This window comes from Sphingomonas sp. OK281 (assembly GCF_900115295.1).
In the GTDB taxonomy this organism is placed as follows: domain Bacteria; phylum Pseudomonadota; class Alphaproteobacteria; order Sphingomonadales; family Sphingomonadaceae; genus Sphingomonas.
On sequence record NZ_FOVZ01000002.1, the window covers coordinates 289,804 to 306,790 of the forward strand.

General features: G+C 66.2%; 15 protein-coding genes. 5 read left to right on the forward strand and 10 right to left on the reverse strand.

The genetic code is table 11. The annotated features are described in order from the left end of the window. Positions 1–278: 278 nt before the first annotated feature. Genes BM244_RS07545 through BM244_RS07555 form a run of 3 tightly spaced genes read right to left on the reverse strand, consistent with a single transcriptional unit; the run spans position 279 to position 3,831 of the window. Positions 279–1,301, reverse strand: coding sequence for a glycosyltransferase family 2 protein (locus BM244_RS07545; protein WP_093398367.1), 1,023 nt, complete (start codon positions 1,299–1,301; stop codon positions 279–281). 47 nt (positions 1,302–1,348) lie between these two features. Then, positions 1,349–3,454 carry a RelA/SpoT family protein gene (locus BM244_RS07550; protein WP_093398368.1) on the reverse strand — a complete coding sequence of 702 codons (2,106 nt, stop codon included), beginning with the start codon at positions 3,452–3,454 and terminating at the stop codon, positions 1,349–1,351. Between the two features lie 47 nt (positions 3,455–3,501). Beyond that, positions 3,502–3,831 (reverse strand): CC_3452 family protein, encoded by a 330-nt coding sequence (locus BM244_RS07555; protein WP_093398369.1) that lies wholly within the window; start codon positions 3,829–3,831, stop codon positions 3,502–3,504. Between the two features lie 197 nt (positions 3,832–4,028). Here BM244_RS07555 and BM244_RS07560 point away from each other — a divergent pair, with 197 nt between their 5' ends. Continuing rightward, on the forward strand, positions 4,029–4,451 hold the full coding sequence (locus BM244_RS07560; RefSeq protein ID WP_093399023.1) for a winged helix-turn-helix transcriptional regulator: 423 nt from the start codon (positions 4,029–4,031) through the stop codon (positions 4,449–4,451). 128 nt (positions 4,452–4,579) lie between these two features. Here the strand turns inward: BM244_RS07560 and BM244_RS07565 are convergent, their stop codons facing one another. The 3 genes from BM244_RS07565 to BM244_RS07575 are packed head-to-tail and all read right to left on the reverse strand — an operon-like array spanning position 4,580 to position 7,001. Further along, complete coding sequence (locus BM244_RS07565) at positions 4,580–5,005, reverse strand: acyl-CoA thioesterase (RefSeq protein ID WP_093398370.1); 426 nt, start codon at positions 5,003–5,005, stop codon at positions 4,580–4,582. A gap of 1 nt (position 5,006) precedes the next feature. Continuing rightward, on the reverse strand, positions 5,007–5,783 hold the full coding sequence (locus BM244_RS07570; RefSeq protein ID WP_056053440.1) for a sulfite exporter TauE/SafE family protein: 777 nt from the start codon (positions 5,781–5,783) through the stop codon (positions 5,007–5,009). 9 nt (positions 5,784–5,792) lie between these two features. After that, complete coding sequence (locus BM244_RS07575; protein ID WP_093398371.1) at positions 5,793–7,001, reverse strand: LL-diaminopimelate aminotransferase; 1,209 nt, start codon at positions 6,999–7,001, stop codon at positions 5,793–5,795. Positions 7,002–7,316: 315 nt separating this feature from the next. On the opposite strand from BM244_RS07575, the gene phaC reads away from it, so the two are divergent. The 3 genes from phaC (at position 7,317) to clpS (ending at position 10,361) form a co-directional block, all read left to right on the forward strand. Further along, positions 7,317–9,035, forward strand: coding sequence for a PHA/PHB synthase family protein (phaC, locus tag BM244_RS07580; RefSeq protein ID WP_093398372.1), 1,719 nt, complete (start codon positions 7,317–7,319; stop codon positions 9,033–9,035). Positions 9,036–9,368: 333 nt separating this feature from the next. Then, positions 9,369–9,818: a phasin family protein gene (locus tag BM244_RS07585; RefSeq protein ID WP_254784338.1), complete on the forward strand. Its 450-nt coding sequence runs from the start codon at positions 9,369–9,371 to the stop codon at positions 9,816–9,818. Between the two features lie 192 nt (positions 9,819–10,010). Beyond that, complete coding sequence (clpS, locus tag BM244_RS07590) at positions 10,011–10,361, forward strand: ATP-dependent Clp protease adapter ClpS (protein ID WP_056066412.1); 351 nt, start codon at positions 10,011–10,013, stop codon at positions 10,359–10,361. A 54-nt stretch (positions 10,362–10,415) separates the two neighbouring features. On the opposite strand, the gene BM244_RS07595 is transcribed toward clpS, so the two are convergent. Beyond that, positions 10,416–11,099, reverse strand: a complete 684-nt coding sequence (locus BM244_RS07595) for a Crp/Fnr family transcriptional regulator (protein ID WP_254784395.1) — start codon at positions 11,097–11,099, stop codon at positions 10,416–10,418. 253 nt (positions 11,100–11,352) lie between these two features. Here BM244_RS07595 and murA point away from each other — a divergent pair, with 253 nt between their 5' ends. Continuing rightward, complete coding sequence (murA, locus tag BM244_RS07600) at positions 11,353–12,636, forward strand: UDP-N-acetylglucosamine 1-carboxyvinyltransferase (RefSeq protein ID WP_093398375.1); 1,284 nt, start codon at positions 11,353–11,355, stop codon at positions 12,634–12,636. Positions 12,637–13,040: 404 nt separating this feature from the next. Here the strand turns inward: murA and phbB are convergent, their stop codons facing one another. Genes phbB through BM244_RS07615 form a run of 3 tightly spaced genes read right to left on the reverse strand, consistent with a single transcriptional unit; the run spans position 13,041 to position 16,984 of the window. Continuing rightward, entirely contained in the window at positions 13,041–13,763 is a 723-nt protein-coding gene (phbB, locus tag BM244_RS07605; RefSeq protein WP_056066403.1) for an acetoacetyl-CoA reductase, read from the reverse strand. A 30-nt stretch (positions 13,764–13,793) separates the two neighbouring features. Then, a complete protein-coding gene (hemH, locus tag BM244_RS07610; protein ID WP_093398376.1) occupies positions 13,794–14,801 on the reverse strand; it encodes a ferrochelatase in 1,008 nt (335 codons plus the stop codon). Then, positions 14,798–16,984, reverse strand: coding sequence for a xanthine dehydrogenase family protein molybdopterin-binding subunit (locus BM244_RS07615; RefSeq protein WP_093398377.1), 2,187 nt, complete (start codon positions 16,982–16,984; stop codon positions 14,798–14,800). The genes hemH and BM244_RS07615 overlap by 4 nt, the downstream gene beginning before the upstream one ends. Between the last annotated feature and the right edge of the window lie 3 nt (positions 16,985–16,987).

The following is a 16,987-nucleotide window of genomic DNA, read 5'->3' on the forward strand; positions in this document are numbered from 1 at the left end:
TAGCGACGGAGGGGTGTCTCCCTATCGAGAGCGCGTCACCCCTCCGTCAGCGCTATGCGCTGCCACCTCCCCTTGCAGGGGAGGATTGGCAGCAAATTCGGTGCGGCGGGGGTGAAGGACACCCGCGCTGAATTTCTTAGGGAAGCACCACCCCGGCGAAGGCCGGGGCCCAATTGGGGGACGTGGCCAACTGAGGTCCGCGCTCCGTTACTGCGACCTTTCCAATTGGGCCCCGGCCTTCGCCGGGGTGGTGTGAGGATCGGGGTAGGCGGTGTTCGTCAGTCTACGCGGATTGGTAGGGACGTGTCAGGCAACCGTACTACGTCCACCGGCTCCGCGCGGAACCCTAGCGTCGCTTTCCCCTGGATCGGGCCCGCGACGTCCGCGACGATATATAGCGGCCGTCGTTTCGACTCGACATACAGCCGCCCCAGATATTCGCCGATCATCCCCAGCACGAACATCTGTACCGCACCCAGGAACACGGTGACCAGCATCGTCGAGGTCCAGCCCTGCACCGCGCTGCCCGAGAGCCAGCCGATCGCGATGTAGACGAACAGGAGCAGCGACACGCCGGTCAGCGCGAGCCCGGCGTGGCTGGCGAAGCGCAACGGCGCGGTCGAGAAGCCGGTGACGGCGTCGAACGCGAGGCGGATCATCTTCGCCAGAGGGTAGCTCGTTTCGCCCGCGAGCCGCTCGGCGCGATCGTAGGGGAACGGGACCTGCTTGAAGCCGATCCAGGCGACCATGCCGCGGATGAAGCGCGCCTGCTCGGGGAGCGACAGGAACGCGTCGAGCGCACGCCGGCTCATCAGGCGGAAGTCGCCGGTGTCGAGCGGGATCGGCGTTTCGGTCATCCGGGTCAGCAGCCGGTAGAAGGCGGCGGCGGTGGCTTTCTTGAAGACGGTTTCGCCCGCGCGCTGGCGGCGCACCGCGTACACCACGTCGGCCTGGCTTGCCGCCATCGCCGCGCGCATGTCGGACAGCAGTTCGGGCGGGTCCTGGAGATCGGCATCGATGATCAGGATCTGCTCGCCCGCGCAAAGGTCTAGGCCGGCGGTCAGCGCGAGCTGGTGCCCGTGGTTGCGCGAAAGGTTGATCGCGACCAGCCGCGGGTCGGCGGCGGCGAGGCGCTGCATCACCGGCCAGCTGTCGTCGCGCGAGCCGTCGTTGATCAGGACGATCTCGTAATCGTCGCCGACCGCGACCTTCGCCGCGCCGGAAATACGCGCGTGCAGAATGTCGAGGCACGCCGCCTCGTTATAGCAGGGGACGACGATCGAAAGGGACGGACGGTTCATCTGCCCCGTCTAGCGTCCGTCGCGCCCGCCGTCATCGTCGGATGTTTCTACACCCGCTCCACGGTGTGAACCGCATCCGCCGCGCGCAAGCCCGCCATCAGCCGCATCAGCTGCTGCACGTCGTGCACCTCGACGTCGATCTCGTTGGTGTGGAAGCTCTTGTCGCGCGTATCGAGCCGCAGGTTGATGATGTTCGCCTTGTGCCCGCCGATGATCGACGAGACGATGCCGAGCGAGCCCGGCTCGTTCTTCACCATCACCGATATCCGCGCAACGGCGCCTTCGGTCTCGTCGCCCCAGGCGACGTCGACCCAGTCGGTCTCGTTCTCGGAGCGCTCGGCGAGTTCGCCCAGCACGCGGCAGTCGATCGCGTGAACCTCGATCCCCGCATCCGGCCGACGCAACCCGACGATCCGGTCGCCCGGTACCGGATGACAGCACGTCGCAAGGTCATAGGCGACACCGGGGGTCAGCCCCTTGATCGAGATCGCGCTTGATTGCGGCGCGAGCGCATGCGTCACGTCCGCGCCCGCCGAGCCCGGCATCAGCGCCTCCATCACCGCGGCATCGGACAGCGTCCGCCGCGCGATCGCGACCATCAGCGACGAATCATCGGGCAGCTTCAGGCGCTTCAGCGCGTGGCTCAGTGCATCGGCGCCGATCTGCGCGGGCAGGCGGGTGACGATATCCTCGTACAGGGTCTGGCCAAGTGCGACCTGCTCGACGCGCTCCTTCTGGCGGAGGTGGCGGCGGATCGCGGCCAGCGCCTTGCCGGTGGTCGCGACGTTGAGCCATTGCGGCTGCGGCGACTGGCCCTTCGAGCGCAGGATTTGGACCTGGTCACCGTTCTCGATCACCGTCGACAGCGGCACGACGCGGCCGTTGACCTTCGCGCCGACCGCCTGATCGCCGAGATCGGTGTGCACCGCGTAGGCGAAGTCGATCGAGGTCGCGCCCTTGGGCAACTGGATCAGCTCGCCCTTCGGCGTGAACGCGAAGATGCGATCGGTGTACATCGCCATACGCGTGTGTTCGAGCAGCTCTTCCGGGCTCTCGGCGGTATCGAGGATCTCGACGAGGTCGCGGATCCAGCTGACCTGCCGGTCGCTGCCGTTGATCTGCTGCTTGTAGGCCCAGTGCGCCGCCAGCCCGAACTCGGCCTGGGCGTGCATGTCGGCGGTGCGGATCTGGATCTCGATCCGCGCGCTGTCGGCGTGGATCACCGAGGTGTGCAGCGAGCGATAGCCGTTGCGCTTGGGCGTCGAAATGTAGTCCTTGAACCGGCCCGGCACCATCGGCCAGCGCTGGTGGATGATCCCGAGCACCCGGTAGCAATCCTCCTCGGTCGGGACGATCGCGCGGAAGGCCATTACATCGGAGAGTTGTTCGAAGCTGATGTGGCGTTCGGACATTTTGCGGAAGATCGAATAGGGGTGTTTTTCGCGTCCCGAGATCTCCGCATCGACGCCGGCGCGCGACAGCACCAGCTTCAGGCCGGAGGCGATCTTTGCGATGCGATCGCCGTCGCCCTGCTTGAGCTGTTCGAGGCGGCGGTTGATCGATTCGGACGCTTCGGGCTCGAGCTGTTCGAACGCGAGCGACTGCATCTCGCGCATGAACTCGTACATGCCGATCCGCTCGGCGAGCGGCGCGTAGATGTCCATCGTCTCCTTGGCGATGCGACGGCGCTTCTCGGGCTTGGCGATGTGATGCAGCGTCCGCATGTTGTGCAGACGGTCGGCGAGCTTCACCAGCAGTACGCGGATGTCGTCGGACATCGCGAGGAGGAATTTGCGTAGGTTCTCCGCGGCGCGTTCGTTCTCGGTCTGCGCCTCGATCTTGCTGAGCTTTGTCACGCCATCGACCAGCCGCGCGACGGAGGCGCCGAACAGCCGCTCGATCTCCTCGGGCGTGGCGACCGTATCCTCGATCGTGTCGTGGAGGATCGCGGTGGCGATCGTCTCGGCATCGAGATGGAGGTCGGTCAGGATCCCGGCCACCTCGATCGGGTGGCTGAAATACGGATCGCCGCTCGCGCGCTTCTGCGACCCATGCGCCTGCATCGAGAAGACATAGGCGCGGTTCAGCATCGCCTCGTCGGCGTCGGGATCGTAGTCGAGGACGCGATCGACCAGTTCATATTGGCGCAGCACGGACCGTAGATGGGGCCGGGCTGCGCCCTTTTGCAACAAAATCCTTGTTATCTCGCGTGGTTGTTGCACGCGGCGAGCGCTTCGGCGTCATAGGCCTTGCCCGCGACCGTGAAACTGGCGAGCGGCCCGGCGCGCTTGGCGACCGCGGCACAGAGGATAACGTCGCGTTGTGGCGCCTTGCTGGCGACGAACGCCGCATTCTCCCAGCGCCACGGCGTGCCGTTGGTGATCAGCCGCGTCGAGGCGGGCGCCGCGGCGGGGACGGCAACATAATAATTGATCGGGGTCTGGGCCGATGCCGGTGTCGCGACCAGCGCGGCGAACCCCGTCGCCAGAGCGGGTACGGCGGTCAGAAGGGCGCGAGTGATGCGAGACATCGGTCGACTCCTAAAAGGTTTCTAATTGCTACTTATCTGGATACGTTTTCAGTTGCAACTGAAAACTGACCGCCATTCCGCTCCGGCATTTCGCTTCGGCCTTTTATGCGGTACCGTTGCTGTCCAATAAGGAAGACGCCGTGGGAAAATTGCGCGAACCCCTGCTCGAATGCAGCCTGCCTGCCGCGCTGGAGGCGATGGGCGAGCGCTGGTCGTTCCTGATCCTGCGCGCGTCGTTCAATGGCCTGCATCATTTCGAGGAGTTCCAGTCGGAACTGGGGATCGCGCGCAATATCCTGGCGAACCGGCTGGCGCGGCTGGTCGAGCATGGGATTCTGGAGCGGCAGCCTATTCCGGAGGACCGGCGGAAGATCGCCTACGGCCTGACCGACAAGGGTTTCGCGCTGCTGCCGACGATGATCGCGCTGCGGCAGTGGGGCGAGCGGTGGGAGACGTGCGTGCCGGCGTTCCCGATCCTGGTCGACGAGCGCGATCGGCGGCCGTTGCAACCGGTGTCGGTGCGGTCGCATGATGGGCGGGTGCTGGGGAAGGGGGATCTTATCTGGGCGCTGCCTGGGGAGGTTGCGGGGGATGGGGTGGAGGCTGAGGCGGCGGAGTAATCCCCCTTCTGCTCCCCTCCCTGGAAGGGAGGGGCTGGGGGTGGGTCGGCTCGGGGCTAGTGCCGGCGTTCGCCAATGAGCCGACCCACCCCCTACCCCTCCCTTCCAGGGAGGGGGGGACTGTTGCGTCAGCGTGTCGGTAGCGCTTCCAGCACCGTGCGGATCGCATCCGGCAGCGCGACCGGGCGGCCTGTTTCGAGATAGACGTGCACGCTGACCATCGTGATCACCGTGTGCAATTCCCCCGTCTCTGCATGCGCGAGCTCGAACCGCTTCGTCAGGCTCGTCGTACCGAGCTTCTCGATCCGGACGAAGGCCTCGATCGTGTCACCGAGGCGGAACGGCTTGAGGTAGTCGATCTCGGTCCGGCGGACGTTGAATTCGGTGGTCGGCCAGACGTCCGGCAGAGCCTCCGCGATCCCGGTCCATTCCCAGAACTCGGTGACCGCGACGTCGGCATATTCGAGATAGCGCGAGTTGAAGACGATACGCTGGCCGTCGATCTCGGCATAGCGCACGCGGAACCTGGTCGAGAAGGTGAACCCCGGCCTCATGTCAGAAGATCAGCTTCACGCCGACCAGTGCCAGCACGGTCGCGAGGACGGGGACCAGCACGCGGTCGGAGACGCGCGTCGCGATCAGGCTGCCGACGATGATGCCGGGAATCGAGCCGATCAGCAGCGACACGAGCAGGTCGACGTCGACCGAGCCGAGAATCCAGTGGCCGATCCCGCCGAGCAGCGTCAGCGGCACGGCATGGGCGATGTCCGAGCCGACCAGCCGGTTGATCGGGAGGGTGGGGTACAGGATCAACAGCGCGGTCATGCCCAGCGCGCCGGCGCCGACCGAGGTCAGCGAGACGAGCACGCCGAGAACTGCGCCGAGCAGAATCGTCAGCATCGCCTGGCGTTCACCGCCTACAGTGCCGATGCGCGGGGTCAGCCACGCGACGATCCTGCCGCGGAAGAACGTCGCGACCGCCGACAGTATCAGCGTGACGCCGAGCACGACGGTGATCGCGTGGCCGGTGTCGGACGATTTCTCGCCGAGGTGGTTGAGCACGAGCAGCGTGGCGATCGCCGCGGGGACGCTGCCGGTGGCGAGCCGGCGGACGACCTGCCAGTCGACCGTGCCGCGCCAGCCATGCACCGTCGTCCCGACCGTCTTGGTCGCCGACGCGTAGAGCAGGTCGGTGCCGACCGCGGTGGCGGGGTGGAAGCCGAAGACGAGCACCAGCAGCGGTGTCATCAGCGATCCGCCGCCGACACCCGTCAGCCCGACGATGAGGCCGACGAGCACGCCGGCCACCGAATATAACGGATTGATATCCACGCTGGCGGGTTAGCCGGCGCCACGCGCGGGCGTGTTGACGCCCATCGACTGGAGATATTTCTTCACGTTGCGCGCCGCCTGGCGGAGCCGCTGTTCGTTCTCGACCATCGCGATCCTCACATAGCCCTCGCCGTTTTCGCCGTAGCCCACCCCTGGAGCCACCGCGACGTGCGCGTGAGTCAGCAATTGTTTGGTGAACTCAAGGCTACCTAAGTGCGCGAGCGCGGGCGGGAGCGGGGCCCAGGCGAACATGCTCGCGCGGGGGCTCGGGATGTCCCACCCAGCGCGGCCGAAGCTCTCGACCAGCACGTCGCGGCGCTTGTGGTAGAGCTGGCGGTTGCGCTCGACGATGTCCTGCGGGCCGTTGAGCGCGGCGCACGCTGCGGCCTGGATCGGCGTGAACGCGCCGTAGTCGAGGTACGACTTCACGCGCGTCATCGCCGCGATCAGCGTCTTGTTGCCGACCCCGAAGCCCATCCGCCAACCGGCCATCGAATAGGTCTTGCTGAGCGAGGTGAACTCGATCGCGACGTCCTTCGCGCCCGGCACCTGGAGGATCGAGGGGGTCGGCTTGCCGTCGAAATACAGCTCCGAATAGGCGAGGTCGGAGATCACCCACAGCTTGTGCTTCTTCGCGAAGGCGACGACGCGCTCGTAGAAGGCGAGGTCGACGACCTCGGCGGTCGGGTTCGACGGATAGCCCATCACCAGCACCGACGGCGCGGGCACGGTGAACGCCATCGCCCGCTCGAGGCTCTCGAAATACGCCTCGTCCGGCGTCGTCGGCACCGCGCGGATCGTCGCGCCGGCGATGATGAAGCCGAAGGTGTGGATCGGATAGGACGGGTTGGGCGCGAGCACGACGTCGCCGGGCGCGGTGATCGCGGTGGCCAGACTCGCGAGGCCCTCCTTTGAGCCCATCGTCACGACGACCTCGGTCTCGGGATCGACGTCGACACCGAAGCGGCGGCCGTAGTAATTCGCCTGGGCTTTCCGGAGCCCGGGGATGCCCTTCGACTGCGAATAGCCGTGCGCGCTGGGTTTGCGCGCGACTTCGACGAGCTTCTCGATGACGTGCTCGGGGGGCGGCAGGTCGGGATTGCCCATGCCGAGATCGATGATGTCCTCCCCGCCCGCGCGCGCCGCCGCCCGCATCGCGTTCACTTCGGCGATGACATAGGGGGGCAAGCGTTTGATGCGGTAGAAGTCTTCGGACATGATCAGCCTCTAGCTGGAGGAGCGGGTGCTGTACCGCAGGTGAGCGGGGGCGTCATCCGCCTCATTCGTCGCGGGGGCGAAAGCTGGGGTATTCAGTCAATCCTCCCCCGCAAGGGGGAGGTGGCACCGAAGGTGACGGAGGGGGAGGCAGGCGCAACCTCGGCTCCGTGTCCTCCCCCTCCGTCTGGCAAGGGCCAGCCACCTCCCCCTGGCGGGGGAGGATCGTGGAGTTTCCTGCGACCAACAATCGTCGATGTGACCATGCTTCCGCCGAGCCGGCGTCTGCGTTAAGCTCCCGAAAAAGCAGAGGATGCCATGGCCGATACTCCTCCCGACGCCTCGACGCCGACCCTCCCCGATCTCCAGCATTGGACGTGGGTGATGGGGCGTGCGCAGCAGATGATGATGGAGCAGGGGCTCGCGGCGATGCAGGCCAAGCCCGAGGGAATCCCGGCCATTCCCGGCTTCACCGACCCCGCGACGCTGGAGCGTGCGCGCGATTTCTGGGCCGAGAGCCTTACGTTGTGGCAGCGGTTTCTCGATCCGGCCAAGGCGCCCGACTCCGCCCCCGTCACCGACAAGCGCTTCAAGGCGCCGCAATGGCGCGAGCCGGTGTTCGACCTGATCCGGCAGAGTTATGAGCTGATCGGCGACCACATGCTGCGCGGTGTCGAGGCGGTCGACGGGCTCGACCCGAAGCAGAAGGAGCAGTTGCGGTTCGCGACCAAGGGGTTCGTCGATGCGATGAGCCCGACCAATTTCGCGCTGACCAACCCGCAGGTGATCGAGAAGACGATCGAGACGCGCGGCGAGAATCTGCTCAAAGGCCTGCAGAACATGATGGCGGATCTTGCCCGCGGGCAGGTGACGCATACGCCGGACGGCGCATTCGAACTCGGGCGCAACCTGGCGATGACGCCGGGCAAGGTGGTGAAACGCACGCCGCTCTACGAGCTGATCCAGTATAGCCCGACCACCGAGAGCGTGCTGGCGGCGCCGCTCGTCATCTTTCCGCCGTGGATCAACCGGTTCTACATCCTCGACCTGACGCCGGAAAAGAGCTTCATCCGCTGGGCGGTCGAGCAGGGCATCACCGTGTTCATGGTGTCGTGGAAGTCGGCCGATTCGAGCATGAAGGACGTGGTTTGGGACGACTATGTCGGTGCGCAGGTCGAGGCGATCGATACGGTTCGCGCCGCGCTCGACGTGCCGGCTGTGCATACGATCGGCTATTGCGTGGCGGGGACGACGCTGGCCGCTACGCTGGCGTTGCTGGCCGCGCGTGGCGAGGCCGCGAAGGTGGCTAGCGCGACGTTCTTCACCGCGCAGGTCGATTTCGCGCAGGCTGGCGAGCTGCAGCATTTCATCGACGACGAGCAGTTGAAGATGGTCGCGTCGTTGTCGCCCGAGGGGTTCCTCGACGGGCGCTACATGGCGACGACCTTCAACCTGTTACGCGGGCGCGACCTGATCTGGAACTACGTCACGCAGAATTACCTGCTGGGGCAGGATTACGTGCCGTTCGACCTGCTCCACTGGAACGGCGATACGACCAACCTGCCTGCGAAATGGCATCTGAGCTATCTGACCGACCTGTACCGCGACAATTTGCTGGTGACGGGCACGATGACGGTGGACGGTACGCCGATCGATCTGACCAAGGTCTCGACGCCGAGCTATGTCCAGGCGGGGCGCGAGGATCATATCGCGCCGGCCGAAAGCGTCTGGAAACTCACGCAATTATTTGCCGGGCCGCTGAAGTTCGTGCTGGCGGGGTCGGGGCATATCGCGGGCGTGGTCAATCCGCCGGCTGCGGGGAAGTATCAATACTGGACCAATTCGGGGGCGCACACGACTCTCGGCGACTTCGTTGCCGGTGCGACGGAGACGAAGGGCAGTTGGTGGCCGGATTGGGTCGAATGGTTGCGCGCGCTTGGTGCCGAGACGGTGGCCGCGGACGGTGCGCGGCTGCCGGGCGAGGGGGCTCTGAAGGCGCTTGGCGAGGCGCCCGGCGAGTATGTGAAGAGCCGATAGCGCTACCTTACGTAAACGTCATGGTGCGCTGCACAATTAAATTGTGCGCTGCGAAAATTCGTGTATGAAGACCGCGACATAACTCCGAAGAGAGGTGCGTGGATGGTGGATATCGTGAAACGGACGGCTAAAGCCGGTTCGAAGCCTGCCGCCATCGCGAAGGCTCCTCGGACCGTCGCCAAGCCGGCGAAACCGGCATTCGAGCCGATCGCCAAGACGCCGGCACCTCAACCTCTCGCGGCAGCTTTTGTATCGCCGCACACGGACATTCCCGCCCCGATTCAGGCCGCCGTGCCATTGGGGATCCCAGCTAGCGAAACAAAGGACGCCATGATGGATACGATCCAGAGCATCACCGAGAAGACCAAGGCCCTCTTCAGCGGCTCGAACACTGCCGAGTTCACCGAGCAGGCCAAGGGCGCGATGGAGAAGTCGGCCAAGATGGCGGAAGATTTCGTCGCTTTCGGCAAGGGCAACATCGAGGCGCTCGTCGAGTCGTCGAAGATCGCCGCGAAGAACGTCGAAGCGCTCGGCCAGGAAGCTGCCGAGTACGCCAAGACCTCGTTCGAGAGCGCGACCGAAGCCGCCAAGACGCTCGCCGCCGCCAAGTCGCCGACCGAGTTCATGAAGCTCCAGGGCGATTATGCGCGCACCGCGTTCGATACGATGATCGCCGAGGGCTCGCGCTCGACCGAGCGGATGCTCAAGATGTTCGGCGAGTTCGCGCAGCCGATCTCGAACCGCGTTGCGGTCGCGACCGACAAGATGAAGATCTCGGCGTAAGTCGACGGCGCGCGGCCTTCGGGCAGTGCGTTACGAGAGGGGCGGCCGTCGTGCGACGGTCGCCCCTTTTGCGTTTGCGGTTTTCGCGCGACGTGTGCCGGCGCCCCCTTGCCCTTGCCCCCCGACATGCCATATTTTGGCAGCATGCTTTTGACCCCTGAAATGACGACTCCCCAGCGGACGGGCGAGCAGATGGCCGAGCGCCGCGACGATAATGGCGAGGACGGCCATGATGGCACCGGGGGTGGCACCGGCGCCGGTATCGCGACCAAGACGCGCGCGAAGACCAAACAGCCGACGCCGTACCGCGTGCTGATGCTCAACGACGACTATACGCCGATGGAGTTCGTCGTACTGTGCCTCCAGCGCTTCTTCCGGATGGACATGGAAGCCGCGACTCGCGTGATGCTGCACGTCCACCAGAAGGGCGTCGGGGTCTGCGGGACGTTCAGCTACGAGGTCGCGGAGACCAAGGTGTCGCAGGTGATGGATTTCGCCAAGCAGAACCAGCATCCGTTGCAGTGCACGCTGGAGAAGGCCTGAGACTGCCGGTTTGAGCTAATTCTCCCCCGCCAGGGGGAGGATTGAAGGAAGAGTTTACCGCGCGGGTGGCAACCAGCGCAGGTCGAGCCCTTCGAACCGGTCGATATAGTTCGCCGCCTGCGCCAGTTGCACCTCTTTGAGCAGCGTGACCCGGCCCATTTCGCGGCGGATCAGGCCGTCTTCCTCGAGTTGTCGCAGCATGCGGTTGACGTGGACCGCGGTGAGTCCGGTAGCGTCGCCGATCTCCTCCTGTGTCAGGCCGAGCGTAAAGCTGTTGCCCATCGCGCGGTCGCGCATCCGCAACCGGTTGCGCATCTCAATCAGCAGCGCGGCGATCCGCGCCTTGGCCGAGGTGCGACCGAGTGCGGCGAGGCGGTCGGTGAGCGCGACCTTCTCCATCTGGTTCATCACCATGATGAGCGCCGATAGCCGCGGGTGATCAATGACGAGCCCGGTCATCGCCGAGCGATCGAACGAACAGACCGTGCAATCGGTCAGCGCGACCACCGTCTCGGGCGAATCGCGATAGACGAGCGCCGAGACCGCCAGCATGTCGCCGGCATAAAGAAAGCGCAGAATCTGGCGGCTGCCGTCGTCAAGCAGCACATAGCTCATCGCCATGCCGCGTTGCAGGATGAAGAGTTCGGCCTGCGGATCATTCTCGCGCACGAGGACGGCACCGCGACGCAAGTCCCGCGGGCGCTCCTCCAACCGCGCTAACGCAGCCTTCTCGTTCATCGACAGGTCGATGAGATCGCCGACGCGGTCGGCGAAGCAGCTGTCCGGCACTCTGTAATGGTCCCCAATGTTCGAGAACCACAGAGCAAAGCTAGGATTTCCGCGCATTAAAGTCGATCAAGCGCGGGGCGTTAGCGCCGCGGAGGGCGCGGGGCAGGTCCCAGCGCGGGACTTGGCCCTGGGGCAGCGTCCGCCTGTCGCCCGATCGATGCGCGGCCCTTGCGCAGAACGCCAGCCGCGATAGACACCCGGGATGGACCGTATTCTCATTCGCGGCGGCAATCGCCTGTCCGGGCGCTTGCCCATCTCCGGGGCGAAGAACGCCGCGCTCACGCTGATGCCGTGTGCGTTGCTGACCGAAGAGCCGCTGACGCTGCGCAACCTGCCGCGGCTGGCGGACGTCGACGGCTTTGGTCACCTGCTCAACCAGCTTGGCGCGTCGACCGCGATCCAGGGGACGCGGCCGGAAGATTTCGGCCGGGTGATGACGATCCGTGCGGGGAACCTCACCTCGACCGAAGCGCCGTACGACATCGTACGCAAGATGCGCGCGTCGATCCTGGTGCTCGGGCCGCTGCTCGGGCGTGGCGGCGAGGCGACGGTGTCGCTGCCTGGGGGCTGTGCCATCGGCAATCGCCCGATCGATCTTCACCTGCGTGCTCTGGAGGCGATCGGCGCCGAGCTGGAGATGGCGGCGGGCTATGTGAAGGCGATCGCGCCGGGCGGGCGCCTGCCGGGCGGACGCTTCCGCTTCCCGATCGTGTCTGTGGGCGCGACCGAGAATGTCGTGATGGCGGCGGTGCTCGCCAAGGGGACGAGCGTGATCGAGAACGCCGCGCGCGAGCCCGAGATCGTCGACCTGTGCAACTGCCTTGTCGCTATGGGTGCGTCGATCGATGGGATCGGCACCGAGACGCTGACGATCGAAGGTCGCGATCGGCTGCACGGCGCGACCTATGCGGTGATGCCCGACCGGATCGAGGCGGGCAGCTATGCGTGCGCGGCGGCGATCACCGGCGGCGACCTGGAGCTGGTCGGCGTGGCGATCCCGGACATGGGCGCGACGATCGATGCGCTGGTCGAGGCGGGCGTGTCGGTGACGCCGACCAAGGACGGCGTGCGGGTCGCGTCGGACGGCGTGCTGAAGCCGCTGACGCTGTCGACCGCGCCTTATCCGGGTTTCGCGACCGACATGCAGGCGCAGTTCATGGCGATGTTGTGCAAGGCGGACGGCGCCAGCGTGCTGACCGAGACGATCTTCGAGAACCGCTACATGCACGTGCCGGAACTGGCGCGGATGGGGGCGGATATCCAGGTGCGCGGACGTACTGCAGTGGTTCGTGGGGTGGACAAGCTGGTCGGGGCGCAGGTGATGGCGACCGATCTCCGGGCTTCGATGAGCTTGATTTTGGCCGGGCTTGCGGCGGATGGCGAGACGTCGGTTGGGCGGGTTTATCACCTGGATCGTGGGTATGAGCGGTTGGAGGAGAAGCTGAGCGCGGTTGGTGCGGATATCGAGCGTGCTAGCGACGGGTGATTTTGGCGGGTGCGTAGGTTGAACGGGGGCTAGCCCTCTCCCCTTCGGGGAGAGAGTTGGGTGAGGGGCGCCACGGGCGACAGCATTTGGAACTGCCCCTCACCCCGACCCTCTCCCCGAAGGGGAGAGGGAGTAGGTCGCCAGGCGTTTGCGGTGGCTTCCTTGTTGGCTGCGGACGCTGTGGGGTTCGGTCTAGGCAGCGCTACCCTTCCTAGTTCCCCCGCGAAGGCGGAGGCCCAGGGTCAAGCAAGACCGTCCTCTGTAATCCGGTAGACAGTCACTCAGCGCCGCCGGCAAAGCCGCCGTCGGACGGGTTCGGCTAGCCGACCCGCCGGCCGTGCCGGGCGCTGCCCGCTTCGCTTTTGCTCGCGGGCATCGGCTGCGCTTTGCGCTGCCTGCGTCCGTCAGTACATGTGCTGCCCACCATTGATGCTCAGTGTAGACCCAGTAACGAACCCGCCCTCCTCCGAACACAAGAACGCGACCCCGCGGGCGATCTCGGTAGCTTGGCCAAGGCGCCCGACCGGGATCTTCGCGACGATCTTCTCCAGCACGTCGGCCGGCACTGCCGCCACCATGTCCGTATCGATATACCCAGGCGCGATTGCGTTGACCGTCACGCCCGCACGCGCGCCTTCCTGCGCCAGGGCTTTCGTGAAGCCGTGGATGCCGGACTTGGCCGCAGCATAGTTCACCTGGCCATACTGACCGGCCTGACCGTTGATCGAGCCGATGTTGACGATCCGCCCCCATTTGCGCGTGCGCATGCCTGGGAACACCGCCTTGGCCATGTTGAAACACCCGCCAAGGTTGGTGTCCATCACCTCTTTCCAATCCTGGTACGTCATCTTCAGGATCGTGCCGTCGCGGGTGATGCCGGCGTTGTTCACGACGATATCGACATCGCCCAGATCGGCGGCGACCTGCGCGCAGCCGGCCTGACACGCGTCATAGTCGGCGACGTCCCACTTGTACGCCTTGATCCCGGTGCGCTCGGTGAACTCGCGCGCGCGGTCGTCGTTGCCGGCATAGGTCGCTGCGACGGTCAGGCCCATGTCCTGCAATGCGAGACTGATCGCTTCGCCGATTCCGCGCGTACCACCGGTTACAATTGCGACGCGTGCCATCAGTCTCTCTCCTCAGTGTTTTGCCGAAGGCTAGCCAGCCCGCACCCATCCTTCAAGCTCGCCCGCCAAAATGCTGCGCAACATTTCCACGCCGACCGGGCTGTCGTTGAGGCAGGGGAGGTAAGCGAAGTGCGTCCCGCCAGCCTCTTCGAAGCTCTCGCGCCCGCGGATCGACAGTTCCTCCAGCGTCTCCAGGCAATCGGCGGAAAAGCCCGGCGCGAAGATCGCGACCTTGGTCTTGCCCGCCTTGGCGAGCGCGACGAGCGTCTCGTCGGTCGCCGGCCCCAGCCACTTCTGCGGCCCGAACCGCGACTGGAACGCGATCGTCAGCTCGCGCCCCATCCGCTCGCCGAGCAACCGCGCGGTCTTCTGGCAGTGGCAGTGATACGGATCGCCCTGCTGCAAGGTGCGCTTCGGCATCCCGTGGAAGCTGGCCACGATCGCGTCGGGCGTGAAATCAAGCGCGGAGAGCCCCTCTTCGAGCGAGTCCTTTAGCGCGTCGACATAGAGCATGTCGTCATAGTAAGGCGGGAGCGTGCGGATTGCCGGCTGCCACCGAAGCCCCGCTAGATGCTTGAACGCCTTGTCGTTCGCGGTCGCGGTCGTTGCTGCGCAATATTGCGGGTAGAGCGGCGCGAGCAGGATGCGTTCGCAGCCCGCTGCCTTCATCGCGGTCAGCCGGTCCGAGATCGACGGATTGCCGTAGCGCATCGCCCAGTCGACCAGCACTTTTGGCCCGAATGCGTCCTTCAGCGCTGTCGCCTGCAACCGCGTGATCGCGGCCAGCGGCGAGCCATCCTCGCGCCAGACCTGCGAATAGGCGTGCGCGGACTTTTTCGGGCGCGTGTTGAGGATGATGCCGCGCAGGATCGGCTGCCACGCGATCTGCGGGATCTCGACGACGCGCGAATCGGACAGGAACTCGCCGAGATAGCGCTTCACCGATTTCGCATCGGGGCCATCGGGCGTGCCGAGGTTCATCAGCAACACGCCGATCTTGGGTTTCGGAATCGGGGGATGATCGGGGGGCAGGGTCATGGCGCTGGTCTTAAAGGCAAATTGCGGATGCGGAAGCCCGTTGACGCATAGAGTGCGTTGGCGATCGCGGGCGCGACCGCGGGGACGCCGAGTTCGCCGACGCCGCCGGGGGCTTCGTCGCTACGGATGACCTCTACCGTGATATCGGGCGTGTCGGCGAGGCGGGGCAGGCCGATCGTGTCGAACCCGCGTGCGTCGGCGAGGCCGCGGGTGAAACCGGTCGATGCGCCGAGTGCGGCGGCCATGCCGAAGATCAGCCCGCCCTCGATCTGTTGGCGAACGATGTCGGGGTTGATCTGCGCACCGCAATCGACCGCGGCGACGAGGCGGTCGACCACCGGGCGCTGGTCCGCCCCGATGTGCGCCTCTGCCATGACGGCGATGTAGCTGCCGCGGAACGCGTAGGCTGCGATGCCCTGGCCGCTGCCGGCGACGCCGCCGTCCCAGCCGCCGAGCGCCGCTGCGGTCGACAGACAGCGCGCGAGTCGCGGTTCGCCGCCAAGCATGGCGATGCGGAACGACATCGGTTCGGACTGCGCGGTGCGCGCGAGTTCGTCGAGGAAGCATTCGGTGAAGAACGCGGTGTAGCCATGCGCGCCACCGCGGAGGTAGCCGGTCGGGATGCCGATCTCGGCGGGGTGGTGCTCGACCGTATAGGCGGGGATGCGATAGACCGGCGCCGCGCCCGCGACGGCATAGCGGTCGCCTTTGACGCCGATCAGCGCCGCTTCGGTTGCGAGGCCCGGCATCATCCGGCGTGCCATCTCGGCGCCGGTGGAGGGGGCTGCGATGTTGGCCGACCAGCCCATGATCGCGCCGTTGGGGGCGAGCCGCGCGGCCATTTTCGCGACGGCGGGTGGGCGGTAGTGATCGTGAAGCGAATCCTCGCCGCGCGACCAGACGAGGCTGACTGGGCGGCGGAGTTTGACCGCGAGCACCGCCGCTTGTTCGGCGACATCGTGTTCGAGCGCGGCGCCGAACGATCCGCCGATCAGCATCGGATGGACGACGACGGCATCCTCGCTGAGGTCCGCCGCGCGTGCCGCTGCCGATCGTGCGAGCCCCGGCGCTTGCGTTGCCAGCCAGAGTTCGAGGCGGCCGTTCGAGAAGGAGGCGGTCGCGCTGCGGGTCTCGATCGCTGCGTGCAGGCCCAGGCTTGCGCGGTAGGCGGCGGTGAGGAGCTTGGCGCCCTGGAAGGTCGCGGCAACGTCGCCTGCCGAGGCCATCTGCTTGCCGGGACGGGCTAGCGCGGCGTCGAGTGTTGCGTCGATCGACTTGGTATCGGGGAGGGGGGCGTCGTTCTCGAATCGCGGGGCGAGGGCGTCGAGCGCCTTTTGTGCGGCCCACCCTGTCGTCGCGACGGCCGCGACCCAGCGCGGGTTCTCGACCACCGACAGCACGCCGCGGATGCGATCGGCGGCGGCGCGGTCGACCCTAGTCAGGCGACTGCCGACCGGGCCTTGGCGGATTGCGGCGTGGACCATGTCGGCGAGGCGGACGTCGCCCGCGAAATTGGCCGAGCCGTCGACTTTCGACGGGGTGTCGAGGCGGGGGACGGATTTGCCGACCAACTTGCCGGCGCCCTGGATGCCGAGCGGTAGGGGATCGGGGAGGGTAAACTTCGCGGCCTCCTCGGCGAGTTCGGCGAAGCGGATGCGCTTGGTTTGGTAGGTGCAGAAGCCGGCGTCGACGTTGACCTGGGTCCAGTCGGCGTCCCAGCGCTTGGCCGCCGCCATGCAGAGCAGCGCGCGGGCGCCTGCGCCGGCCTCTCGGCAGGCTTGCTCGAACATCCGGATCGAGCTGGATCCGCCGGTGAGCATCGGTGGTTGCGGGGTGCCTTGCGGGAGGCGGTCGAACAGGCTTTCGAACAGGTCGTGCGTGCCGATTGGGTTGGCGTAGAGCGGGTTGAGGGGGGCGGGCTCGACGCCGATCGTGCGCCAGTCCGCGCCGAGCTCGTCCGCGACGATCTGGGGGAGGGTGGTGTAGACGCCCTGGCCGTGTTCGACTTGCGGGACGGCGATGGTGACGTGGCCGTCGGTGCCGATCTTGAGCCACGCGCCGAATGGCGTTTCGCCGGGGTTGGCGACGAGGTTTGGGGCGTAGGTTCGTGGCCAGAGACCCCAGGCGACGACGAGCCCGATCCCCGCGCCGCCGCCGACTAAAATCTCACGCCTGCTAATCATGAG